Below are 17,131 nucleotides of genomic sequence, written 5' to 3'. Positions count from 1 at the left end.
CCGGGGCTCCTTTTTTACGTATCTTTCCCTATATGGAAAAAGCGGTATGTCATCACAAGTCCTATGAAGAACAAACAAAGGGCAAAGTAAGCAGGGAGAAGATGGATAAAAGTCGTATACCCAATTGCAAAGTGAATCCAAATCCCTGCAAAAAATGCAGGAATACCACCAATTAATAACGTCCACCAAATCCATTTATTCCCTTGCTGAAATCCCCACAGTGAAATTGTCAATACCAAAAATCCAACACTAAGCAACGCGCTTCCAAATCCTGCTCGATCATGAGCAATCACTGAAATCAATTTATCATTAAATAAATTAAGAATCTCGGGTGGCATACAAATATAAAGTAAATCAGTGGATACAAAAACATTTGTGATTCCTATATACGAAATCACAAGGCCTCCCAACACGAAAGAAAATCCTAGGATAACAAAAGCTAATTGTCCTATTAAACTACGTTTCCAAATCAAGTGATTGCGAATGTTAAGCGATGTAGGGGTGCCTTTGAGATCGCGTGTTTTCATATACCCAGTTAAATAGATGGGTAATAAGATAAGCCAAAAAATCAAATGAAGCCAGTCAAAATAGCCATACCCTATAAAAAGGAAAATGCCTAAAAATCCAAGGATCGCTGCGATATCAATGGCTTGTTTAGCCCAAAGGAGATGTTTACGGACCCCAAAACGTGCCAAAGCCATATAGACGATTCCTCCGGAAATCATCGTTCCGGCAAGTGTCATTCGATCATGTGCCATAAAATTAAGGATACGTTCATTAAATAGTAGAATCGCTTCTCGTTGCATCCCCAGAAACTGTTCATCATAAGGAAGAATAATAGTTGTTACACTGAAAAGAACAGCAATGACACCACCGATAAAGATAGATAATCCAAATAACCAATACCAAATCCAAGCAGGGTGGAGTGGGGGCTCCGGCTGAATTTGGTGTAAGAGTGCCTCATTAATTCGTTTTGTAAGTCCGGGGCCGGAAAAAACATAGCCAGAAGATAGCAATACAAGGTCAGCACCAGCATCGAATAGTGATAGAGCATCAGATGGTTCGTGAATCCCCCCAACTGAAATGATGGGGAGATTGAAACTATGATTTCGTAAATAGTGAATCGAATCTAGTAATCCTCTCAACTGAGAATCAACGAACATTTCCAAAGGCTCGTCTAGTAAAATGCCTGAAAAAGTAGACTGAATATCGGACAGAGGCAAATCTTTAAGTTTATCAACTGGAATAGAAAGATAGACGGGAAGGTTTGTATTTGAGCATAGTGTTGAAGCTGTCGTTACAAACGCAGCAACATAAGGCTCTAATCGAGTCATTAATTTCTGTTGTTCTTCGCAACTTCCATCCAGTCTTGCCCAAATTGGCTGTTTTGGTTTCCACTTTTTAAGCTTTTGAATGGTTTTATCAATTCCAATAGATTCATAGGTAGAGGGAAACACAATTTGACGTTTTTGCCAATCAACCATTGGAAGAGAAGGGCTCATTGACGGTTCTGTTGTCACCGGACCAATTTCAATAAATCCAAACCCTAGATTTGAAAAGGCTTTTGAGCCGGTTAAAAGCGGATCAATCCTTCCGGAAAGACCAACTGGACTATTATAGTTCACACCTTGTATTTCTTTTTTTACCAGTTTGGAAGACTCTTCTCTACCTAGAAAATGAATGAGACGGTGTCCTCCAGGGATGGAGGCGATTGTACTCATACCTCTGTGGATAAACTCCCGAGATTGAAAGATAGGAAGACGAGATACTATAGGTTTAAACAGTATTTGATACGACCAATCAGGCATATTTCGTTCCCCCATGACAGGCTTTTACCCGCATTGTATCATATAAATGGTGGTTCGCATAAAAAAACCGAACGCCACTGGCATCCGGTTCTGTTCGTTAATCAGTTGAAGCGCGCACAACCGACTCGAAATTCCCTTTATGGGAACCATCGCAAAATGGTTTATTTTTGGATAAACCACATCTGCATAATGAGAAGGTTTGTTTTGTTTGGAACTTATTTCCTTCCGCGTCAACTAAATCAACATCGCCTGTAATTCTTAATGAACCATTATCATTTACCTTAATTGTAACCTTTGACATTTTTTCAAAACCTCCTTAGAATGTCCTATTACTATAGATAATAAGGTAACATTTACCAAAATACAATCCATTATAAAGTGTTTAGTCATTGTAATGATATGTAGAAGGGAACAAGATATGTTAAAATAGGCATAAAATGAAGAAAGAGGAGACGGAATGAACATAACATTTACGGAACGTGCGGTTGAAAAACTTAACTCTCAAATAAAAGATAAGGAAAAGAAGTTGAAATTAAAATATGAAACAGAAGGCTGCGGTTGTGTGATGAGCGGAGTAACAGCATTGTGGCTTATAGACTCTGGTGATGAAGATGATTTAACCCTTGAAACAAATTATCAGCCTTTACTCGTTGAGAAATCAAAAATGGTATTTTTAGCTGATAATATGACTGTTGATTTTGTTGAAACTGCGAATTGTTATATGTTAAAAAGCCCTAACGAAATCTTAAATCCGCGAATGCGGTTAGTAGAAGTGAGTGGTGTACATGAGTACCAAGCTTAAATCAATACGAAGCATAGCAGAGGATAAAACATGGGTTTCATTTTTACATGACAACCACCCTTATAGCCTCCTGCATTGGTCAATTGCAGGGGTAAACCATGAACAAAAGGATGTATGGTTGCTTCAAGATGAAGTAAGTTTTGAGGTGCAAGAATTTGAAACTATTGAACTTGCACTAGCATGGATTGATGAAAACTTAACAGAGATCACAGATATATTAGGATAAGGGACTGAAAAATCAGTCCCTTACATATTTCTTAAAGAAGTCATCGATTACTTTCTCATAGGCTTCTTTATTATCAGCGAAAGAGTATGCGTGCTTTCCCTTCTCGGTTATGAGCATTTGCTTTGGTCCTTCTTTCATTTTATAGAGCTCCATGGTCATCTCAGGCAAAATATAATCATCTTTTGCACTGTGGATAAATAATATGGGGTTCTTAATGTTTTGAATGACGGAAACGGGAGAAACATCCTTGATACTATATCCATCCCGAAGCTTTAGGAAAACATTAGCAAATGGAAGAACAAGTGGTGCGGGAAGTTTATAATCCACTTTTAAAAGATACTTAAGCTGTGCCTCAAAGTCAGAAAACGGACAATCCACGATATAAAAATCAGCTCCGTCCTCAATCATCCCAGCGTATAAAAGGGTTGTTACTGCTCCCATCGATTCTCCGTGAATACCAATTGTACTATCATCGCCATACTTGTCTTTAATCCAGTTAACCACGGATTCTAAATCATATTTTTCATAATGACCATAGCTTGTTGTTCTTCCACCTGTTTCTCCGTGACGACGGTGATCGTATAAAAGTACATTCCAATTACGTTCTAGGAAAAGTTTCATGTATTTAATGGAATTAAGCTTGTTTTGTGTGACACCGTGAGAGATAATGATAAACTTTTTCTGTTCGGATTCTTTTACTAACCAACCCTTTATCATGTAGCCGAATCTAGATTGAATCAAAACGTCCTCTTTCTTAAGGGAATGGACCTCATCTAAGGTTAGACGACCTTCCCTTGTTTCTCGTGCAAGAATTTCATCATCTGTTTTTTTCTTCATAAACATTACTATGTTTGTAAAAATCATTCCAATTGTGGCCATATAGCCCACAAAAATTCCGAGGAATATAAGTATCTTTCTTAATCTCTTCATGAAAAACGCTCCTTCAATAATAATCCGAAAACTGTACGTTACCTTTATTATATCCTTTTTTAAATGATTCTCCATAATTTTCCTAAGACCTAAGTCTTAGCTAAAGATAAATCTCCGGCTCATTATACCAATATCTATAAGACGATATGATTAATTTATGCAAAATTACTATATTTTACCTATTTAATGAAAGAGGAGATTGATTATGAAGGTATTAAAGTTCATTGTACAAAGGAAAATCCTGATTACTTTATTGATTTTCTTAGTCGCAATACTAGGAAGCTATTCCTTTTTGCAGGTAGATAAGGAGCTAACACCAGCGGTAAAGCTAGACGGAGCTTTTGTGGAGATTTACGCGGGTGATATGGCAGCTATTGAAGTAGAAAGAACGATAACAACTCCGATTGAACAACGATTTTTAGCAATTGACGGTGTTAAGGGAGTCGACTCTACTACAAATATCGGTAGGACCGCTCTGAATTTGAGCTTTGAATCAGGACGTGGTGAAGAAATCTATAAAGAGGTGGGAGCAGTTGTTGCAACCGCTAAGTCAGAGTTTCCGGGTATAACGGAGGTTGCATCAGGTCAATACGGCGGGAGCCAAAGCTATGAATTCTTTATGGATGTTTCAGGAGGCAATCAGGAGGAAATGTCTTCTTTTGCTAAAGATATTTTAGAGCCAAGATTAGAGGCATTACCTGAGGTAAGGGATGTTTTACTTGTAGGCTTAGTGGAGCAAGAGGTAGCCATTAAAATAGACCGAGAAAAATTACGTGAACATAATCTGAATGTTAACCATGTAGTCGCAACAATACAGCAATCTAATGTTGAAGCAACCTTAGGTGAATTGCAAAATGAAAAAGATTCGCCATCCCTTAGATGGAGTACAAAGGTCAAAAATATAGAGGATATCGAAAATATATCAATCCCTACGCAAAATGGGTTTATTTTATTAAATGATGTTGCCGATATAAAAATTCTGCCTGTTGAGAACAATTCGTATGTGTGGAAAAACGGATCACAGGACTTTATTCTCGTACAGATTGGCCGTGTTTCAACTGTTACTCAAATTGAAATGGCGAAGGCAGTGCGTGCGGAAGTGGAGAAGATTCAAAGTGAAAATGTAGTAAAGGACTTTGAAATAAACGAAGTAGTCGCGCAAGCTGATTATGTCAGTGAATCAATTGATGGAGTTAAAGACAATATTCTAATTGGTGGAGTCATTGCTATCGTCATCTTGTTACTATTCTTACGTAATATCAGGGCAACGTTTATTATCGGTTTATCCATTCCTTCTTCAGTGCTACTTACTGTAACAGCAATGTGGTTATTTGATTATAGCTTTAATATGCTAACATTGCTTGGACTTGGATTGGGGATAGGAATGATGGTAGATTCTTCTATTGTCATCTTAGAGTCAATCTACAAAAAGAAGGAACAAGGTTTTGGGAAATTTGAAGCTGTTATTGAAGGGACCAAAGAAGTCGCTTCGGCAGTTTTTGCATCTATGCTGACAACCATCGTTGTTTTCCTCCCAATTGGTTTAATTGGTGGTGAGATGGGAGAGTTTGTGATAATGCTGTCTGCTGTTGTTGCAATCACGTTAATAAGTTCTGTCGTGATTTCTTTTACACTTATTCCAACTTTGTCAGAAAGCTTTTTAAAGCTTCGCAAACGAACTAAAGTGAGAAAAGATTCAATTGTTACAAAAGGTTATCGAAATGCAGTGGCTTGGGTGATTAAGAAGAAAAGAAATAGTTTTGCCTTGGTTACATTGTTTCTATTGATGCTAGTCGGGTCCATGTTTCTTGTAACAAAGATTCCGATGACAATCATGCCTGATATGTTAAATCGTTACGCAGAACTTGCTATCGACTTAGAACCAGGTTTATCTGTTGAGGAAAAACAGAATGTGGTCAATGAAATAAATAATAGACTACAAGCAGTGGAAGATGTGGAGACGAACTATGTCATGGATAATGGGAATATGGTATATACCATCATTAATATGACAAAGGGTAATCAGATAACCGTCGAACAAAAGGAAGTAAATGAAAATATTTTAGAAACGCTAAGAGATATGCAGAACGATTACCCGATTTCGGGAGTGCAAAGTGTAATGGAAGGCGGGGGCGGATATCCCGTTCAAGTCCATATAAAAGGAGATAGTTTTGACCAGCTACAAGCAATTTCAAGTTCATTTGCTGAAGAACTACAGAAAGTAGACGGTATTTCAGCAATTACAAGCTCCATTGAAAGAACTTCAGAAGAGCAGACAGTCGTTTTAAAAGAAGAAGAAATCGAAGAGGCAGGATTAAACTCTTTACAAGTCAAACATTTTATAGAAGAATCTTTTATTCAAATACCGGTCGGTTTGATTCAAAACCAGGATGAAACTCTTCCGATCAAGCTAAGTTGGGCAGTAATTCCAACCTCAAAAACGGACTTACTAGATATGAGTATAGCTGTTAATGGCGTGGAAAGACCGCTTTCTACATTTATTGAACTTGTAAGTGTTCAAACACCAAATGAGATTATTCATTCTGATGGAGAAAGACTTGTTACCATTTCTGCAGATATAGAAGATCGGGACCTTGGTGCTGTGAATCGTGATATTCAAAAAATAATAGACCGTTTTGAAACACCAGTTGGATACACTCTTACCGTTGGTGGAGATTTAGAACAACAACAGGAATTGATGACAGATATGTTATTTGTATTTGCGGTTTCTATTTTCCTAGTGTATGTGGTAATGGCTGTTCAATTTAACCATTTAGGCCATCCATTGCTTGTAATGTCCGTTATCCCTATTACAATTATAGGTGTGATCTTAGGATTATTTTTAACCCAAATGGAACTAAACCTCATCTCAGGAATGGGTATTATTATGTTAATCGGTATCGTTTTGAATAATGCGATACTACTTATTGATCGAACAAATCAGCTTCGAAAAGAAGGTTATTCAGTAGAAGAGGCACTTATAGGAGCGGGTAATGATCGGATTCGACCGATATTTATGACGACCTTAACAACTGTTGGCGGTATGCTACCACTTGCCCTTGAATCCGGAGCCTCCGGGAGTTATCAGGCACCAATGGCAACAGTGATAATCTCTGGATTAATGTTTGCAACGTTCATTACGTTACTGTTAATTCCTGCAGTATACCGATTGTTTACACGCACAGCTGAAAGCAAGAGAGCTAGAAATGTATCAAAAGCAAAAACGGGGCTAAAGACAGAAACAATCCCTGAAATATAAAAAACATCCCCTGGTATAGTCAATCAAAAACTGCGCCAGGGGTTGTTTATTACTGTTCTGAATTTTGACGATTCGTCGGGTGTAGGGCCTTTTCCATTTCCTCAGCAGCCATTGTATTGTTTGTTGTGTCAGCATTTGGTTTTCCTTTTTGGGAACGACCTTTGTCACGCTTAGCCATTGGTAACAACTCCATTTCCTATAGAGGATGTAATAATTTCATGGATAGGATGTGGAGAATTTTAAAAATTATTCTCGTTTGTCGTTTGTAATCGATAATACTTGCTTTCAATCGTTCGGGTCAGGTGGGGCTTAATTATATCAATAGCTTCAACCAGCTTAGGTAGTTCAATACCTGTCTGAATCCCCATAGACTCAAGCATATAGACAACATCTTCTGTAGCAACATTCCCAGTCGCGCCAGGTGCAAATGGACATCCGCCCAATCCTCCCGCGGACGTGTCAAAGCGGTCAACCCCAGCTTGAAGGGCAGCTAAAATATTTGCAAGAGCCATGCCACGTGTATCATGAAAATGTGCTGTTATAAGTGTATTTGGTAGTTCTTTTTTTAGTTTTTTAAAAAGGGAGTAAACCTCTTGAGGATTTGCTTTCCCGATTGTATCAGCAACACTTAATTCATCAACACCATGTTGGACAAAAGTAGAACATAAACGTAGCACAGCTTCTTCATCGACTTTTCCTTCAAATGGACAATAAAAAGAGGTAGAGATACAAGCACGTACAAAATAATCCTTTTGTTTTAATTCTTGAATTAGGGGTTTTAATTCCTCCATGCTCTCGCTTGTCGTTTTATTGATATTTTTTTTATTAAAGCTGTCACTAACACCGACAAACACTGCAACCGCTTTACAATTTGTATTGTATAGCCTTTCAATTCCTTTTCGATTTGGTGCAAGAACAATATTACGTGTACTGTCGAGACAGTTTGTAAGAATATCCTCTGCATCCTTCATCTGTGGAACCCACTTTGGTGAAACGAATGAAGTAAGTTCCATTTCTGTAAGTCCTGCTTGCTTTAGTTGTTTTATAAAATCAATTTTGACCTCAGTTTGGATTAGGTTCTTTTCGTTCTGCAGTCCATCCCTTGGCCCTACTTCAATAATTGTGACATGCTCAGGTAATTGCATCGACAACCCTCCAGCAAATGTATTGTTATCTCTTATTCTATTAAACCTATTTTACGAAAAGCAATACAATTTGAATTTTAGACAAAATAAGAGGTATTTCGAAAAATGCATCGAAATATATATGATAGTGAATACATAAAAACCTACCTATAGTCGAGTAGAATCAAGCTAAAAAGGAGATGTAGAAATGAATAATGAAGTTGTTATTGTAAGCGCTGTCAGAACAGCGATTGGAAGCTTTGGGGGAAGTCTGCAATCAGTTTCAGCTCCAGATTTAGGTGCTGTAGTAATTAAGGGTGCAATCGAAAAAGTAGGTATGGATCCAAATCTTATAGATGAAGTGATTATGGGAAATGTATTACAGGCTGGAGTAGGTCAAAATCCTGCAAGACAGGCTGCAATTAAATCTGGCTTACCACAGGAAACACCAGCAATGACAATTAATAAGGTATGTGGATCGGGTTTGAAAGCAGTTCACTTAGCAACTCAAGCTATATTAGCTGGTGATGCGGATGTGGTTGTCGCTGGTGGGATGGAGAATATGAGTCAGGCACCATATCTATTAAAGGGAGCAAGAAATGGCTTTAAGATGGGCGATCAGAAGATGATTGATAGCATGATTTCCGATGGGTTATGGTGTGCTTTTAATGATTATCACATGGGAATAACAGCTGAGAATTTATGTGATAAATATGAAATTACAAGAGAAGAGCAGGACCGATTTTCAGCACGCAGTCAGGAAAGAGCAATTGCTGCTATAGAAGCAGGTAAATTTATAGATGAAATAGTCCCCGTTGAAATTCCACAACGGAAAAAAGAAAGCATTGTCTTTGATACAGACGAATACCCTAAAGCAGGTACAACTTTTGAAAAACTTGGAGGCTTGCGTCCAGCATTTAAGAAGGATGGATCTGTGACAGCAGGTAATGCATCTGGAATAAATGATGGAGCAGCAGCGGTAGTTGTCATGAGTAAAAAGAAGGCAATGGAGCTAGGCATTAAGGGATTAGTTACCATAAAAGCAAATGGAAATGCTGGTGTTGACCCGAGTATTATGGGGATTGGACCTGTTGCTGCAGTGAATAAAGCGATGGAAAAGTGCGGATTAAGTATTAGTAATATGAATCTAATTGAAGCAAATGAAGCATTTGCTGCCCAGTCAATTGCTGTTGATCGTGAACTTCAATTCAATCATGATATTTTAAATGTAAATGGTGGTGCTATTGCCTTAGGACATCCAATTGGTGCAAGTGGTGCAAGAATTCTCGTCACTCTTATTCACGAGTTAAAGCGTCGTAATGAGCAATACGGATTAGCAACCCTCTGCATCGGTGGAGGTCAAGGTGTTGCGACAATCGTTGAAAATATTGAATAGTGGGGTGGGAAAATGAAATCAATATATTCCTCGTTCCTAGAAGCGGTAAAGGAAATCAAGGATGGCTCAACCATTATGGTTGGTGGGTTTGGATTATGTGGGATTCCAGAAAACTTAATATTAGCTTTAGCTGAATCTGGTGTGAAGGACCTAACCGTCATTTCAAATAACTGTGGAGTTGATGATTGGGGACTTGGTTTGCTACTACAAAATAAACAGATTTCTAAAATGATAGGTTCATATGTTGGTGAAAATAAGGAGTTTGAACGACAAGCACTATCGGGAGAGCTTGAAGTTGAACTAGTACCACAGGGGACACTGGCTGAAAAAATACGTGCAGGAGGAGCTGGGATACCAGCCTTTTACACACCTGCAGGAGTTGGTACACCGATTGCGGAAGGAAAAGAAACTCGTATGTTTAATGGCAAGGAGTATGTACTGGAAGAAGCATTTGTAGCTGATTTTAGTTTAATTCGTGCCCAAAAAGCGGATAAGATGGGAAATTTGATTTATAACAAGACTGCCCGGAATTTTAACCCGATGATGGCAGCAGCAGGGAAGGTTACTATTGCTGAGGTTGAGGAGCTTTATGAAATTGGCGAACTTGACCCTAATATGATCCAAACACCGAGTATTTATGTTCAGGGTTTAATTGTCGGTGAACAGCAGAAACGAATTGAGCGACTGACAATAGCAAAATAAAAGGGGGGGAGAAGGCTATGACAAATACTCGCGAAAAGATTGCAATGAGAGCTGAAAAGGAAATTGAGAACGGCTTCTATGTAAATCTCGGCATTGGAATGCCGACTCTTGTTGCAAACTATATTTCTTCTAATAAACAGGTTGTTCTTCAATCTGAGAATGGATTGCTAGGGATTGGTCCTTATCCAACAGAAGCGAATGTAGACCCAGATTTAATCAATGCTGGTAAAGAGACAGTAACAGCAATTCCAGGTGCCGCTTATTTTGATAGTTCGGAATCGTTTGCAATGATCCGTGGGGGCCATATTAATATTGCGATCCTCGGTGGAATGGAGGTTTCAGAGTCAGGTGACCTCGCTAACTGGATGATACCAGGAAAAATGATTAAGGGAATGGGCGGAGCGATGGATCTTGTGCATGGCGCTCAGAAAATCATTGTTATTATGGACCATGTTAATAAAAAAGGAAAAGCAAAAATCCTAAAATCATGTACGCTCCCTTTAACCGGAAAAGGGGTCGTAAACCGAATTATTACTGATCGTGCTGTAATTGACGTTACAGAAAGTGGCTTAAGGTTAGTAGAGGTGGCAAAAGGGTTTACCATAGAGGATATAAAGGAATCTACGGAGCCTGATTTACTAATTGATCAAGATGTTATCCTCGATGCGTACTAGAATGCTTTAGGAAATGACCTATAAGGGACTATTAACCATTTTGTGATATAATAGGTAGGCAACGTTTTAACGTATGGAGGGAATACTATGGCTAAGAAGAAACAACAAAAGCCATCTGTTAAAAAGCAGAATGATGAGAAGCTAAGCCTTGGGGATATACTCAATGAGGATATCGTCTCTAAATTAAAAAATACACAACAACAATTAAAGGCACAAGAGCAAAAGAAACAAGAAGAAGAACTTGAACGACATAGAGAAGAGCGCAGGCAACGCGAAAAAAACAAGTCATTTGAGGAGCTATTAAACGAAAGTAACCTTAATTGGTCAGAGTACAAATAACTCAAACCCCACAGGAACCTGTGGGGTTAAATTATGTGCTTATCTATGCTGAGCATAAACTGAAGCCTTTGAAATCTGACGGATGTGATGAATTTCTTCTTTTGTTAAAGGACTTGCATTAGCTGCCACTACATTTTGGTTAATTTGTTCAACAGTACTTGCACCTGTCACAACAGAAGCAACAGCATCCTCGTAGAGGCAATATTGTAAAGCAATCTCCGTTAGTGAGCGTCCAGTGTTTTTCAAACTGGGGAGTATAGCTTCAAGCTCTTCGAAAGAGTAATCAAGGTAGCCATTTTGTTTTATATGCTCACTACTATGCTCAATTGGTCGATTGGTGAGGAGACCCTTTGCAACGGGTCCACGGGTAACGACGCTGACTTCATGTTCCTTTAAAAAGGACAGGATTTCCTCCTCTGGTCGTCGATCTAATATACTGTATTGCATCATTACACTAATGATGGATGATTTTTTTACAAATTCACGTATGACATTCGGACGTATGGAGGAGATCCCATAATAGCGGATAACACCTTCCTGTTTTAATTCTTCGAATGCCTCAATTGTTTCGTCGATATTATCTTCTATTGTTCCACCGTGAAGTTGATAAAGATCAATATAATCTGTTTGCAATCGAAGCAAGCTATTCTTTACAGCCGTCTTTATGTAATTTTTTGATGGGTCCCATGACCAGCCTTCTTTTCCCTTTTCAAAACGATTTCCTACCTTAGTAGCCAAAATAATGTTTTGTCGCTTTTGTTTAATGGCCTTTCCAACAAATTCTTCATTTAACCCCTGGTCATATAAGTCGGCGGTGTCTAAATAGTTAATACCCGAGTCCAAAGCCGTGTCAATGATTTGGATGGCCTTTTCTTCGTCTGTTCCGATTGACATACAGCCTAGACCGATTTTACTGACAAATAATTGTGAAGAACCTAATCTTCTTTTATCCACGTTATCCCCTCCAGAATCTCTGTAAGTTCTAGTCATATTCTACTCTTTTCCTAATTGAACCACAAATGATACGAGGGGAAATGGGTATGTCTATTTATTCTCCTGTTTTCCCTTACCTTGATTAATCCATTCCTGAACAGTTTGATAGATGCGGCTATATTCTTTGAGTTTTGCGCGAATTTCCCAAGCTTTACCGACTAATGCTACACGATCTTCACCAATTACAATTTTCATAGCAAACCTCCTTGGGATTTTTTAAAATCCGAAAAGAACTATGTTAAAATGTATGAAGTTATACCATTTAGTAGAACAAGGAGCTGGCCAATATGGATCATTTACTAGAAAAAACGATCAGTAGAGACGTACTTTATGAAGGGAAAATCATTGATTTACATATAGAAGAAGTAGAATTACCAAATGGACATACGAGTAAGAGGGAGTTAATTAAGCATCCGGGCGCCGTTGCCGTTCTTGCTCTAACGGATGATAACAAGCTTTTGATGGTACAACAGTATCGCAAAGCATTAGAAAAGGTTATCGTAGAAATTCCAGCAGGAAAGTTAGAAAAAGGTGAACTTCCCGAGGTAACAGCAAGAAGAGAGTTAGAGGAAGAAACGGGTTATGTCTGTGAAACACTTACACCACTAATTTCTTTTTATACATCACCAGGTTTTGCGGACGAACTGGTTCATCTTTTTATCGCTAAAGGCTTAAAGAAAATCGAAAATCCAGCAGGCTTGGACGAGGATGAATTTGTGGATGTATTGGAGATTACTATGGAAGAAGCACTTGAATTTATAAAGGAAAAGAAAATTTATGATGCGAAAACGGCTTATGCGGTACAGTATTTACAATTACAACAAGCAATAGGAGAATAAATCAGGATGAACAATTACTATGTCGACCTGCATATCCATATAGGCAGAACAAATTCAGGCAGACCAGTTAAAATCACTGGAGCGAAGACACTTACCATCGGAAATATCCTTCACGAATCTACTGAGATTAAAGGAATGGACATGATAGGAGTAATTGATTGCCATGTTCCAGAAGTCATTGGTGAGCTTGAGGAATTAATACAAATCGGAGAGGTATATCCCTATGATGAAGGTGGATTGCGGTTTAAAAATGTTACGTTAATCCTAGGGAGTGAACTAGAAATATATGATGAAAACTGCAAGGGCCCCATTCATGTTCTAGCGTTTATGCCAACAATTGAAAAAATGAAGATTTTTTCGGCCTGGTTATCTGAAAGAATGAAAAATATTACGTTAAGTTCTCAACGAATTTATGTGAATGGCCGAGAGTTACAAAGGAAGGTAAAGGAATTATCAGGTATTTTCATACCAGCCCATGTATTTACGCCTTATAAAAGCATGTATGGACGAGGTGTCAAACAATCATTAACCGAAGTATTTAACGGAGAATTAATAGATGCAATAGAGCTCGGGTTAAGTTCGAACACAGATATGGCCGATCAAATAAAAGAGTTGCACTCCTATACTTTTGTATCGAATTCTGATGCTCATTCTTTACCGAAAATTGCGAGAGAATACCAAATTATTAAAATGATTGAGCCAACGTTTGAAGAGCTTCGCTTAGCGCTTCATAAAAAAGATGGTAGAGAGGTTGTCGCGAATTACGGGTTAGATCCTTTGTTAGGTAAATACCATAAAACAACTTGTGAGAAATGCTTTGAAATGATTGAAGATGTCACCGAAGAAGTTTGTCCTAGTTGCGGTCATAAAGGACTAGTCAAAGGTGTATTTGACAGACTGCAGGAGTTGAAAACAAGTGATGGTCCTAATCCTAATCGTCCACCATATGTGCATCAAGTACCGCTTGAATTTATTCCGGGTCTTGGACCGAAAACCTTACATAAACTTCGTGATTATTTTAAAACTGAGATGGCCATCCTTCATGAAGTACCAGAAGAAGAGCTAAGACGTGTAGTAAAAGGCCCAATTGTGGATCATATCATCCAAGCTCGAGAAGGAAGACTCCGCCTAAAATCAGGTGGCGGTGGGAAATATGGAAAAGTAGACTCCGAATAGGGGTCTTTTCTATTGAATATATACCAGCATTACTAGAAATAGTTTTGGCAAGTTGTCATAGAATTCTTTTCGTCCTCATAGAATCTATTAGAAGATTGATAGGAGGAACGATAGAATGAGAAAGCAACAGCCATATAAAACAATCGTAACTAACCATTTTCGTGAACATTCATCCATATACTTATTTATTTCTGTACTGTTCCTAATGGGGGTCATCTTTGGAGCAATTGTCGTTAATAGCCTTAACCCTATACAAAAAGAAGATCTTTTCTTCTATTTGAGTCGCTTTTTTGGTGAAGTTTCTGAAGGAACGTATGCAAATTCAACCGATATGTTTAAACAAAGTTTTCTTCATAATCTCAAATATGTAGGACTCATGTGGTTATTAGGAATTTCAATCATCGGACTTCCGATTATTTTAATACTGCTATTTTTAAAAGGGGTAGTTGTTGGATTTACGGTTGGCTTTCTCGTTAATCAAATGGGATGGAGTGGTTTTCTATTATCATTTGTTTCCGTACTTCCACAAAATCTATTAATCATCCCAACATTTATCGTTGTCGGTACAGTTGCGGTCGCTTTCTCACTAAAGATGATTCGTCAGCAATTTATGAAAAGGATGAACGAACCAATCTTACAGTTATTGACACGATATTCACTCTTGATGCTTGCAGTGAGTTTCGTAATTTTAACCGCTTCGGCAGTGGAGGCATTTGCTTCACCGGTTCTAATGAAAGAGATTATTGATGTGGTAAATAAATGATAATAATTATTAAGTGATAATTATTATTTTATGTTATTTATAATTATTTTATTTGGAGTGTAACCCTTCTTCTGGTATAATAATGAGGTAACGCGAGGGAGGGAAAGTTTGACATGGAAAATCGGATCGAACGAATAAAGAAACAGTTGCATTCGTCTAGCTATAAGCTAACTCCACAGCGTGAGGCGACCGTTCGGGTACTGCTTGAACATGAAGAAGATCATTTAAGTGCCGAAGACGTTTACCTCCTTGTTAAAGAAAAGTCGCCTGAAATTGGCTTAGCAACTGTGTATCGGACACTTGAATTACTTACCGAATTAAAAATTGTTGATAAAATAAATTTCGGAGATGGTGTTTCCAGGTACGACCTTCGTCAGGAAGGGGCAGCACATTTCCATCATCACCTCGTATGTATTGAATGTGGTGCAGTCGATGAAATCCAAGAGGATCTTTTAGAAGACGTTGAAGAAATTGTTGAAAAGAATTGGAATTTTATCATTAAAGACCATCGTTTAACTTTCCACGGTATTTGTCATCGTTGTCATGATAGAAGTACAAAGGATGAAGAAACTAATAATCTCGATTAAAACGGCCCTTATTCTTTAGAAAAGGGTTTTTTTTATTTTCCTAATGTTATAGATTTGATAACGTTACCTAAAAATAAGGATAAGCATGTATAAAACCAGGTGAATTTGGCATATCTTCTAATAGGATGCTTATATAAGAGCGTAATTTACTAATGGAGGATTACTAGATGAGACAATGGTTTCGAGTCGTGTATGATACTTTAAAAGTTTTTGTATTGTTTACCGGATGCACAGTTTTATTCTACTATGGTATTATATGGGTTAACGAAGAGTACCAAAATTACCGTAAATATGATGAACCAGAAGGATCTTCTGTTAAGGCAACCTCAATGATTGAAGAGAAGGAGGTTGGCTTGGTAGATAGATTACTGTTTTTTTACCGAAATGGGGAGTAGAGATTCGTGGAAGACCAATTAAAGGATTATTTGCATTATCTAGTTGTTGAACGTAGACTTGCAACCAATACCGTTAAATCTTATGAGAGAGACTTAAAAAAATACTATCAATATATAGCGAAGGTCGAAAATATTTCTTCCTTCAATGAGGTAAACCGTATACAAGTGATTCATTTCTTGAAAACATTAAAGGAACAAGGAAATTCATCTAGAACGTTGGCTAGGCATATTGCATCTATACGTTCCTTCCATACTTTTTTGTTTCGAGAAAAAATAACAGACCATGATCCTACAGAGCAAATTGAAACACCACAAGCAGAACGTACATTACCTAAGGTGTTAAACATGCCTGAGGTCGAAGCTTTACTAGATGCGCCGAAATTGGATAACCCACTTGGTATTCGTGATAAGGCAATGCTGGAGCTTTTATATGCAACAGGTCTTCGTGTAAGTGAACTGATCAACCTAAATTTAGCAGATATCCATTTATCAATGGGATTTATCAGATGCCTAGGTAAGGGGAATAAGGAGCGGATTGTTCCGCTAGGTAGTGTTGCGACTAAGGCATTATACCAATATTTAGAAAATGCCCGCGGACAATTGGTAAAGAAAAAGAAGACAGATGCTTTTTTTGTGAATCATCATGGAAATCGATTGACAAGGCAAGGATTCTGGAAAAACTTAAAGAAAATTGCGAGTACTGCGAGAATTGAAAAGGAACTAACCCCACATACACTTCGCCACTCATTTGCGACACATTTATTGGAAAATGGAGCAGACCTACGAGCTGTTCAGGAAATGCTTGGCCATGCTGATATTTCAACAACTCAGATTTACACACATGTTACAAAAACTCGTCTTAAAGACGTCTATAAAACATACCATCCAAGAGCTTAAAGTTGTTGGTAGATTGCTAGACAAAAATTGTCTAGCTTTTTTTAGTCATAGAATGTTAATAATCAAAGCAATGAAAGTACTTCCACTGATTGAAGTTTCGCTGTATACTCAAAGATGTCAGACTTCTGACCAATACATATTGTTGAATTATTGAGTAAGTTGTAGCTTGAAGGGAAAAATACAGGTTGAAAATAATAAAGAATATATTGGGAGGGAATTAC

General features: G+C 37.9%; 20 protein-coding genes. 13 read left to right on the top strand and 7 right to left on the bottom strand.

What is annotated here, in order from left to right; all coding sequences use genetic code 11:
- Positions 1-14: 14 nt before the first annotated feature.
- Both CZ490_RS09640 and CZ490_RS09635 read right to left on the bottom strand, forming a co-directional pair.
- Entirely contained in the window at positions 15-1,808 is a 1,794-nt protein-coding gene (locus tag CZ490_RS09640) for a dihydroorotate dehydrogenase (protein ID WP_077618695.1), read from the bottom strand.
- Positions 1,809-1,905: 97 nt separating this feature from the next.
- Positions 1,906-2,109 carry a CDGSH iron-sulfur domain-containing protein gene (locus CZ490_RS09635; RefSeq protein WP_077618694.1) on the bottom strand — a complete coding sequence of 68 codons (204 nt, stop codon included), beginning with the start codon at positions 2,107-2,109 and terminating at the stop codon, positions 1,906-1,908.
- 156 nt (positions 2,110-2,265) lie between these two features.
- Between CZ490_RS09635 and CZ490_RS09630 the strand changes: the two genes are divergently transcribed.
- Positions 2,266-2,610, top strand: coding sequence for an iron-sulfur cluster biosynthesis family protein (locus CZ490_RS09630; RefSeq protein ID WP_077618693.1), 345 nt, complete (start codon positions 2,266-2,268; stop codon positions 2,608-2,610).
- Positions 2,594-2,836, top strand: coding sequence for a DUF2552 family protein (locus CZ490_RS09625; protein WP_077618692.1), 243 nt, complete (start codon positions 2,594-2,596; stop codon positions 2,834-2,836). Before CZ490_RS09630 ends, CZ490_RS09625 begins: the two co-directional genes overlap by 17 nt.
- Before the next feature lie 12 nt (positions 2,837-2,848).
- Here the strand turns inward: CZ490_RS09625 and CZ490_RS09620 are convergent, their stop codons facing one another.
- A complete protein-coding gene (locus CZ490_RS09620; protein ID WP_077618691.1) occupies positions 2,849-3,766 on the bottom strand; it encodes an alpha/beta hydrolase in 918 nt (305 codons plus the stop codon).
- A 205-nt stretch (positions 3,767-3,971) separates the two neighbouring features.
- Between CZ490_RS09620 and CZ490_RS09615 the strand changes: the two genes are divergently transcribed.
- Positions 3,972-7,025, top strand: coding sequence for an efflux RND transporter permease subunit (locus CZ490_RS09615; RefSeq protein WP_077618690.1), 3,054 nt, complete (start codon positions 3,972-3,974; stop codon positions 7,023-7,025).
- A 49-nt stretch (positions 7,026-7,074) separates the two neighbouring features.
- Here the strand turns inward: CZ490_RS09615 and CZ490_RS22915 are convergent, their stop codons facing one another.
- Both CZ490_RS22915 and CZ490_RS09610 read right to left on the bottom strand, forming a co-directional pair.
- Complete coding sequence (locus CZ490_RS22915) at positions 7,075-7,203, bottom strand: hypothetical protein (RefSeq protein ID WP_268762071.1); 129 nt, start codon at positions 7,201-7,203, stop codon at positions 7,075-7,077.
- Positions 7,204-7,264: 61 nt separating this feature from the next.
- Positions 7,265-8,170 (bottom strand): hydroxymethylglutaryl-CoA lyase, encoded by a 906-nt coding sequence (locus tag CZ490_RS09610; protein WP_200801570.1) that lies wholly within the window; start codon positions 8,168-8,170, stop codon positions 7,265-7,267.
- A 187-nt stretch (positions 8,171-8,357) separates the two neighbouring features.
- Between CZ490_RS09610 and CZ490_RS09605 the strand changes: the two genes are divergently transcribed.
- The 4 genes from CZ490_RS09605 (at position 8,358) to CZ490_RS09590 (ending at position 11,260) form a co-directional block, all read left to right on the top strand.
- Positions 8,358-9,545 carry an acetyl-CoA C-acetyltransferase gene (locus tag CZ490_RS09605; protein ID WP_077618688.1) on the top strand — a complete coding sequence of 396 codons (1,188 nt, stop codon included), beginning with the start codon at positions 8,358-8,360 and terminating at the stop codon, positions 9,543-9,545.
- A 12-nt stretch (positions 9,546-9,557) separates the two neighbouring features.
- A complete protein-coding gene (locus CZ490_RS09600; protein WP_077618687.1) occupies positions 9,558-10,247 on the top strand; it encodes a CoA transferase subunit A in 690 nt (229 codons plus the stop codon).
- 17 nt (positions 10,248-10,264) lie between these two features.
- On the top strand, positions 10,265-10,921 hold the full coding sequence (locus tag CZ490_RS09595; protein ID WP_077618686.1) for a 3-oxoacid CoA-transferase subunit B: 657 nt from the start codon (positions 10,265-10,267) through the stop codon (positions 10,919-10,921).
- 87 nt (positions 10,922-11,008) lie between these two features.
- The gene (locus CZ490_RS09590) at positions 11,009-11,260 is read left to right on the top strand and encodes a YqkE family protein (protein ID WP_077618685.1); all 252 of its coding nucleotides are present in this window, start codon (positions 11,009-11,011) and stop codon (positions 11,258-11,260) included.
- A gap of 39 nt (positions 11,261-11,299) precedes the next feature.
- On the opposite strand, the gene CZ490_RS09585 is transcribed toward CZ490_RS09590, so the two are convergent.
- Positions 11,300-12,214, bottom strand: coding sequence for an aldo/keto reductase (locus CZ490_RS09585; protein WP_077618684.1), 915 nt, complete (start codon positions 12,212-12,214; stop codon positions 11,300-11,302).
- A 90-nt stretch (positions 12,215-12,304) separates the two neighbouring features.
- Positions 12,305-12,448 carry a Z-ring formation inhibitor MciZ gene (gene mciZ, locus CZ490_RS09580; protein ID WP_077618683.1) on the bottom strand — a complete coding sequence of 48 codons (144 nt, stop codon included), beginning with the start codon at positions 12,446-12,448 and terminating at the stop codon, positions 12,305-12,307.
- 92 nt (positions 12,449-12,540) lie between these two features.
- On the opposite strand from mciZ, the gene CZ490_RS09575 reads away from it, so the two are divergent.
- The 6 genes from CZ490_RS09575 (at position 12,541) to xerD (ending at position 16,910) form a co-directional block, all read left to right on the top strand.
- Positions 12,541-13,092 (top strand): NUDIX hydrolase, encoded by a 552-nt coding sequence (locus tag CZ490_RS09575; RefSeq protein WP_077618682.1) that lies wholly within the window; start codon positions 12,541-12,543, stop codon positions 13,090-13,092.
- Positions 13,093-13,098: 6 nt separating this feature from the next.
- Positions 13,099-14,268 (top strand): endonuclease Q family protein, encoded by a 1,170-nt coding sequence (locus tag CZ490_RS09570; RefSeq protein WP_077618681.1) that lies wholly within the window; start codon positions 13,099-13,101, stop codon positions 14,266-14,268.
- 115 nt (positions 14,269-14,383) lie between these two features.
- Complete coding sequence (spoIIM, locus tag CZ490_RS09565) at positions 14,384-15,031, top strand: stage II sporulation protein M (protein ID WP_077618680.1); 648 nt, start codon at positions 14,384-14,386, stop codon at positions 15,029-15,031.
- Positions 15,032-15,144: 113 nt separating this feature from the next.
- Complete coding sequence (gene fur / locus CZ490_RS09560; protein WP_077618679.1) at positions 15,145-15,618, top strand: ferric iron uptake transcriptional regulator; 474 nt, start codon at positions 15,145-15,147, stop codon at positions 15,616-15,618.
- A gap of 167 nt (positions 15,619-15,785) precedes the next feature.
- Positions 15,786-16,013: a YqzK family protein gene (locus CZ490_RS09555; RefSeq protein ID WP_077618678.1), complete on the top strand. Its 228-nt coding sequence runs from the start codon at positions 15,786-15,788 to the stop codon at positions 16,011-16,013.
- Between the two features lie 6 nt (positions 16,014-16,019).
- Positions 16,020-16,910: a site-specific tyrosine recombinase XerD gene (gene xerD, locus CZ490_RS09550; protein WP_077618677.1), complete on the top strand. Its 891-nt coding sequence runs from the start codon at positions 16,020-16,022 to the stop codon at positions 16,908-16,910.
- The last annotated feature ends 221 nt before the right edge of the window (positions 16,911-17,131 follow it).

This window comes from Litchfieldia sinesaloumensis, assembly GCF_900156865.1.
Classification (GTDB): domain Bacteria; phylum Bacillota; class Bacilli; order Bacillales; family Bacillaceae_L; genus Ferdinandcohnia; species Ferdinandcohnia sinesaloumensis.
This window is presented reverse-complemented; position numbering and strand designations above follow the sequence as displayed.

Excerpts from the sequence above, each read along its gene's own strand:
- CZ490_RS09570 (WP_077618681.1), top strand. The coding sequence starts at position 13,099 with ATGAACAATTACTATGTCGACCTGCATATCCATATAGGCAGAACAAAT.
- CZ490_RS09555 (WP_077618678.1), top strand. The coding sequence starts at position 15,786 with ATGAGACAATGGTTTCGAGTCGTGTATGATACTTTAAAAGTTTTTGTA.
- CZ490_RS09625 (WP_077618692.1), top strand. The coding sequence starts at position 2,594 with ATGAGTACCAAGCTTAAATCAATACGAAGCATAGCAGAGGATAAAACA.
- CZ490_RS09630 (WP_077618693.1), top strand. The coding sequence starts at position 2,266 with ATGAACATAACATTTACGGAACGTGCGGTTGAAAAACTTAACTCTCAA.
- CZ490_RS09605 (WP_077618688.1), top strand. The coding sequence starts at position 8,358 with ATGAATAATGAAGTTGTTATTGTAAGCGCTGTCAGAACAGCGATTGGA.
- mciZ (WP_077618683.1), bottom strand. The coding sequence starts at position 12,448 with ATGAAAATTGTAATTGGTGAAGATCGTGTAGCATTAGTCGGTAAAGCT.
- CZ490_RS09600 (WP_077618687.1), top strand. The coding sequence starts at position 9,558 with ATGAAATCAATATATTCCTCGTTCCTAGAAGCGGTAAAGGAAATCAAG.
- CZ490_RS09590 (WP_077618685.1), top strand. The coding sequence starts at position 11,009 with ATGGCTAAGAAGAAACAACAAAAGCCATCTGTTAAAAAGCAGAATGAT.
- CZ490_RS09575 (WP_077618682.1), top strand. The coding sequence starts at position 12,541 with ATGGATCATTTACTAGAAAAAACGATCAGTAGAGACGTACTTTATGAA.
- CZ490_RS09635 (WP_077618694.1), bottom strand. The coding sequence starts at position 2,109 with ATGTCAAAGGTTACAATTAAGGTAAATGATAATGGTTCATTAAGAATT.
- CZ490_RS09610 (WP_200801570.1), bottom strand. The coding sequence starts at position 8,170 with ATGCAATTACCTGAGCATGTCACAATTATTGAAGTAGGGCCAAGGGAT.
- fur (WP_077618679.1), top strand. The coding sequence starts at position 15,145 with ATGGAAAATCGGATCGAACGAATAAAGAAACAGTTGCATTCGTCTAGC.
- CZ490_RS09640 (WP_077618695.1), bottom strand. The coding sequence starts at position 1,808 with ATGCCTGATTGGTCGTATCAAATACTGTTTAAACCTATAGTATCTCGT.
- spoIIM (WP_077618680.1), top strand. The coding sequence starts at position 14,384 with ATGAGAAAGCAACAGCCATATAAAACAATCGTAACTAACCATTTTCGT.
- CZ490_RS22915 (WP_268762071.1), bottom strand. The coding sequence starts at position 7,203 with ATGGCTAAGCGTGACAAAGGTCGTTCCCAAAAAGGAAAACCAAATGCT.
- CZ490_RS09595 (WP_077618686.1), top strand. The coding sequence starts at position 10,265 with ATGACAAATACTCGCGAAAAGATTGCAATGAGAGCTGAAAAGGAAATT.
- CZ490_RS09620 (WP_077618691.1), bottom strand. The coding sequence starts at position 3,766 with ATGAAGAGATTAAGAAAGATACTTATATTCCTCGGAATTTTTGTGGGC.
- CZ490_RS09615 (WP_077618690.1), top strand. The coding sequence starts at position 3,972 with ATGAAGGTATTAAAGTTCATTGTACAAAGGAAAATCCTGATTACTTTA.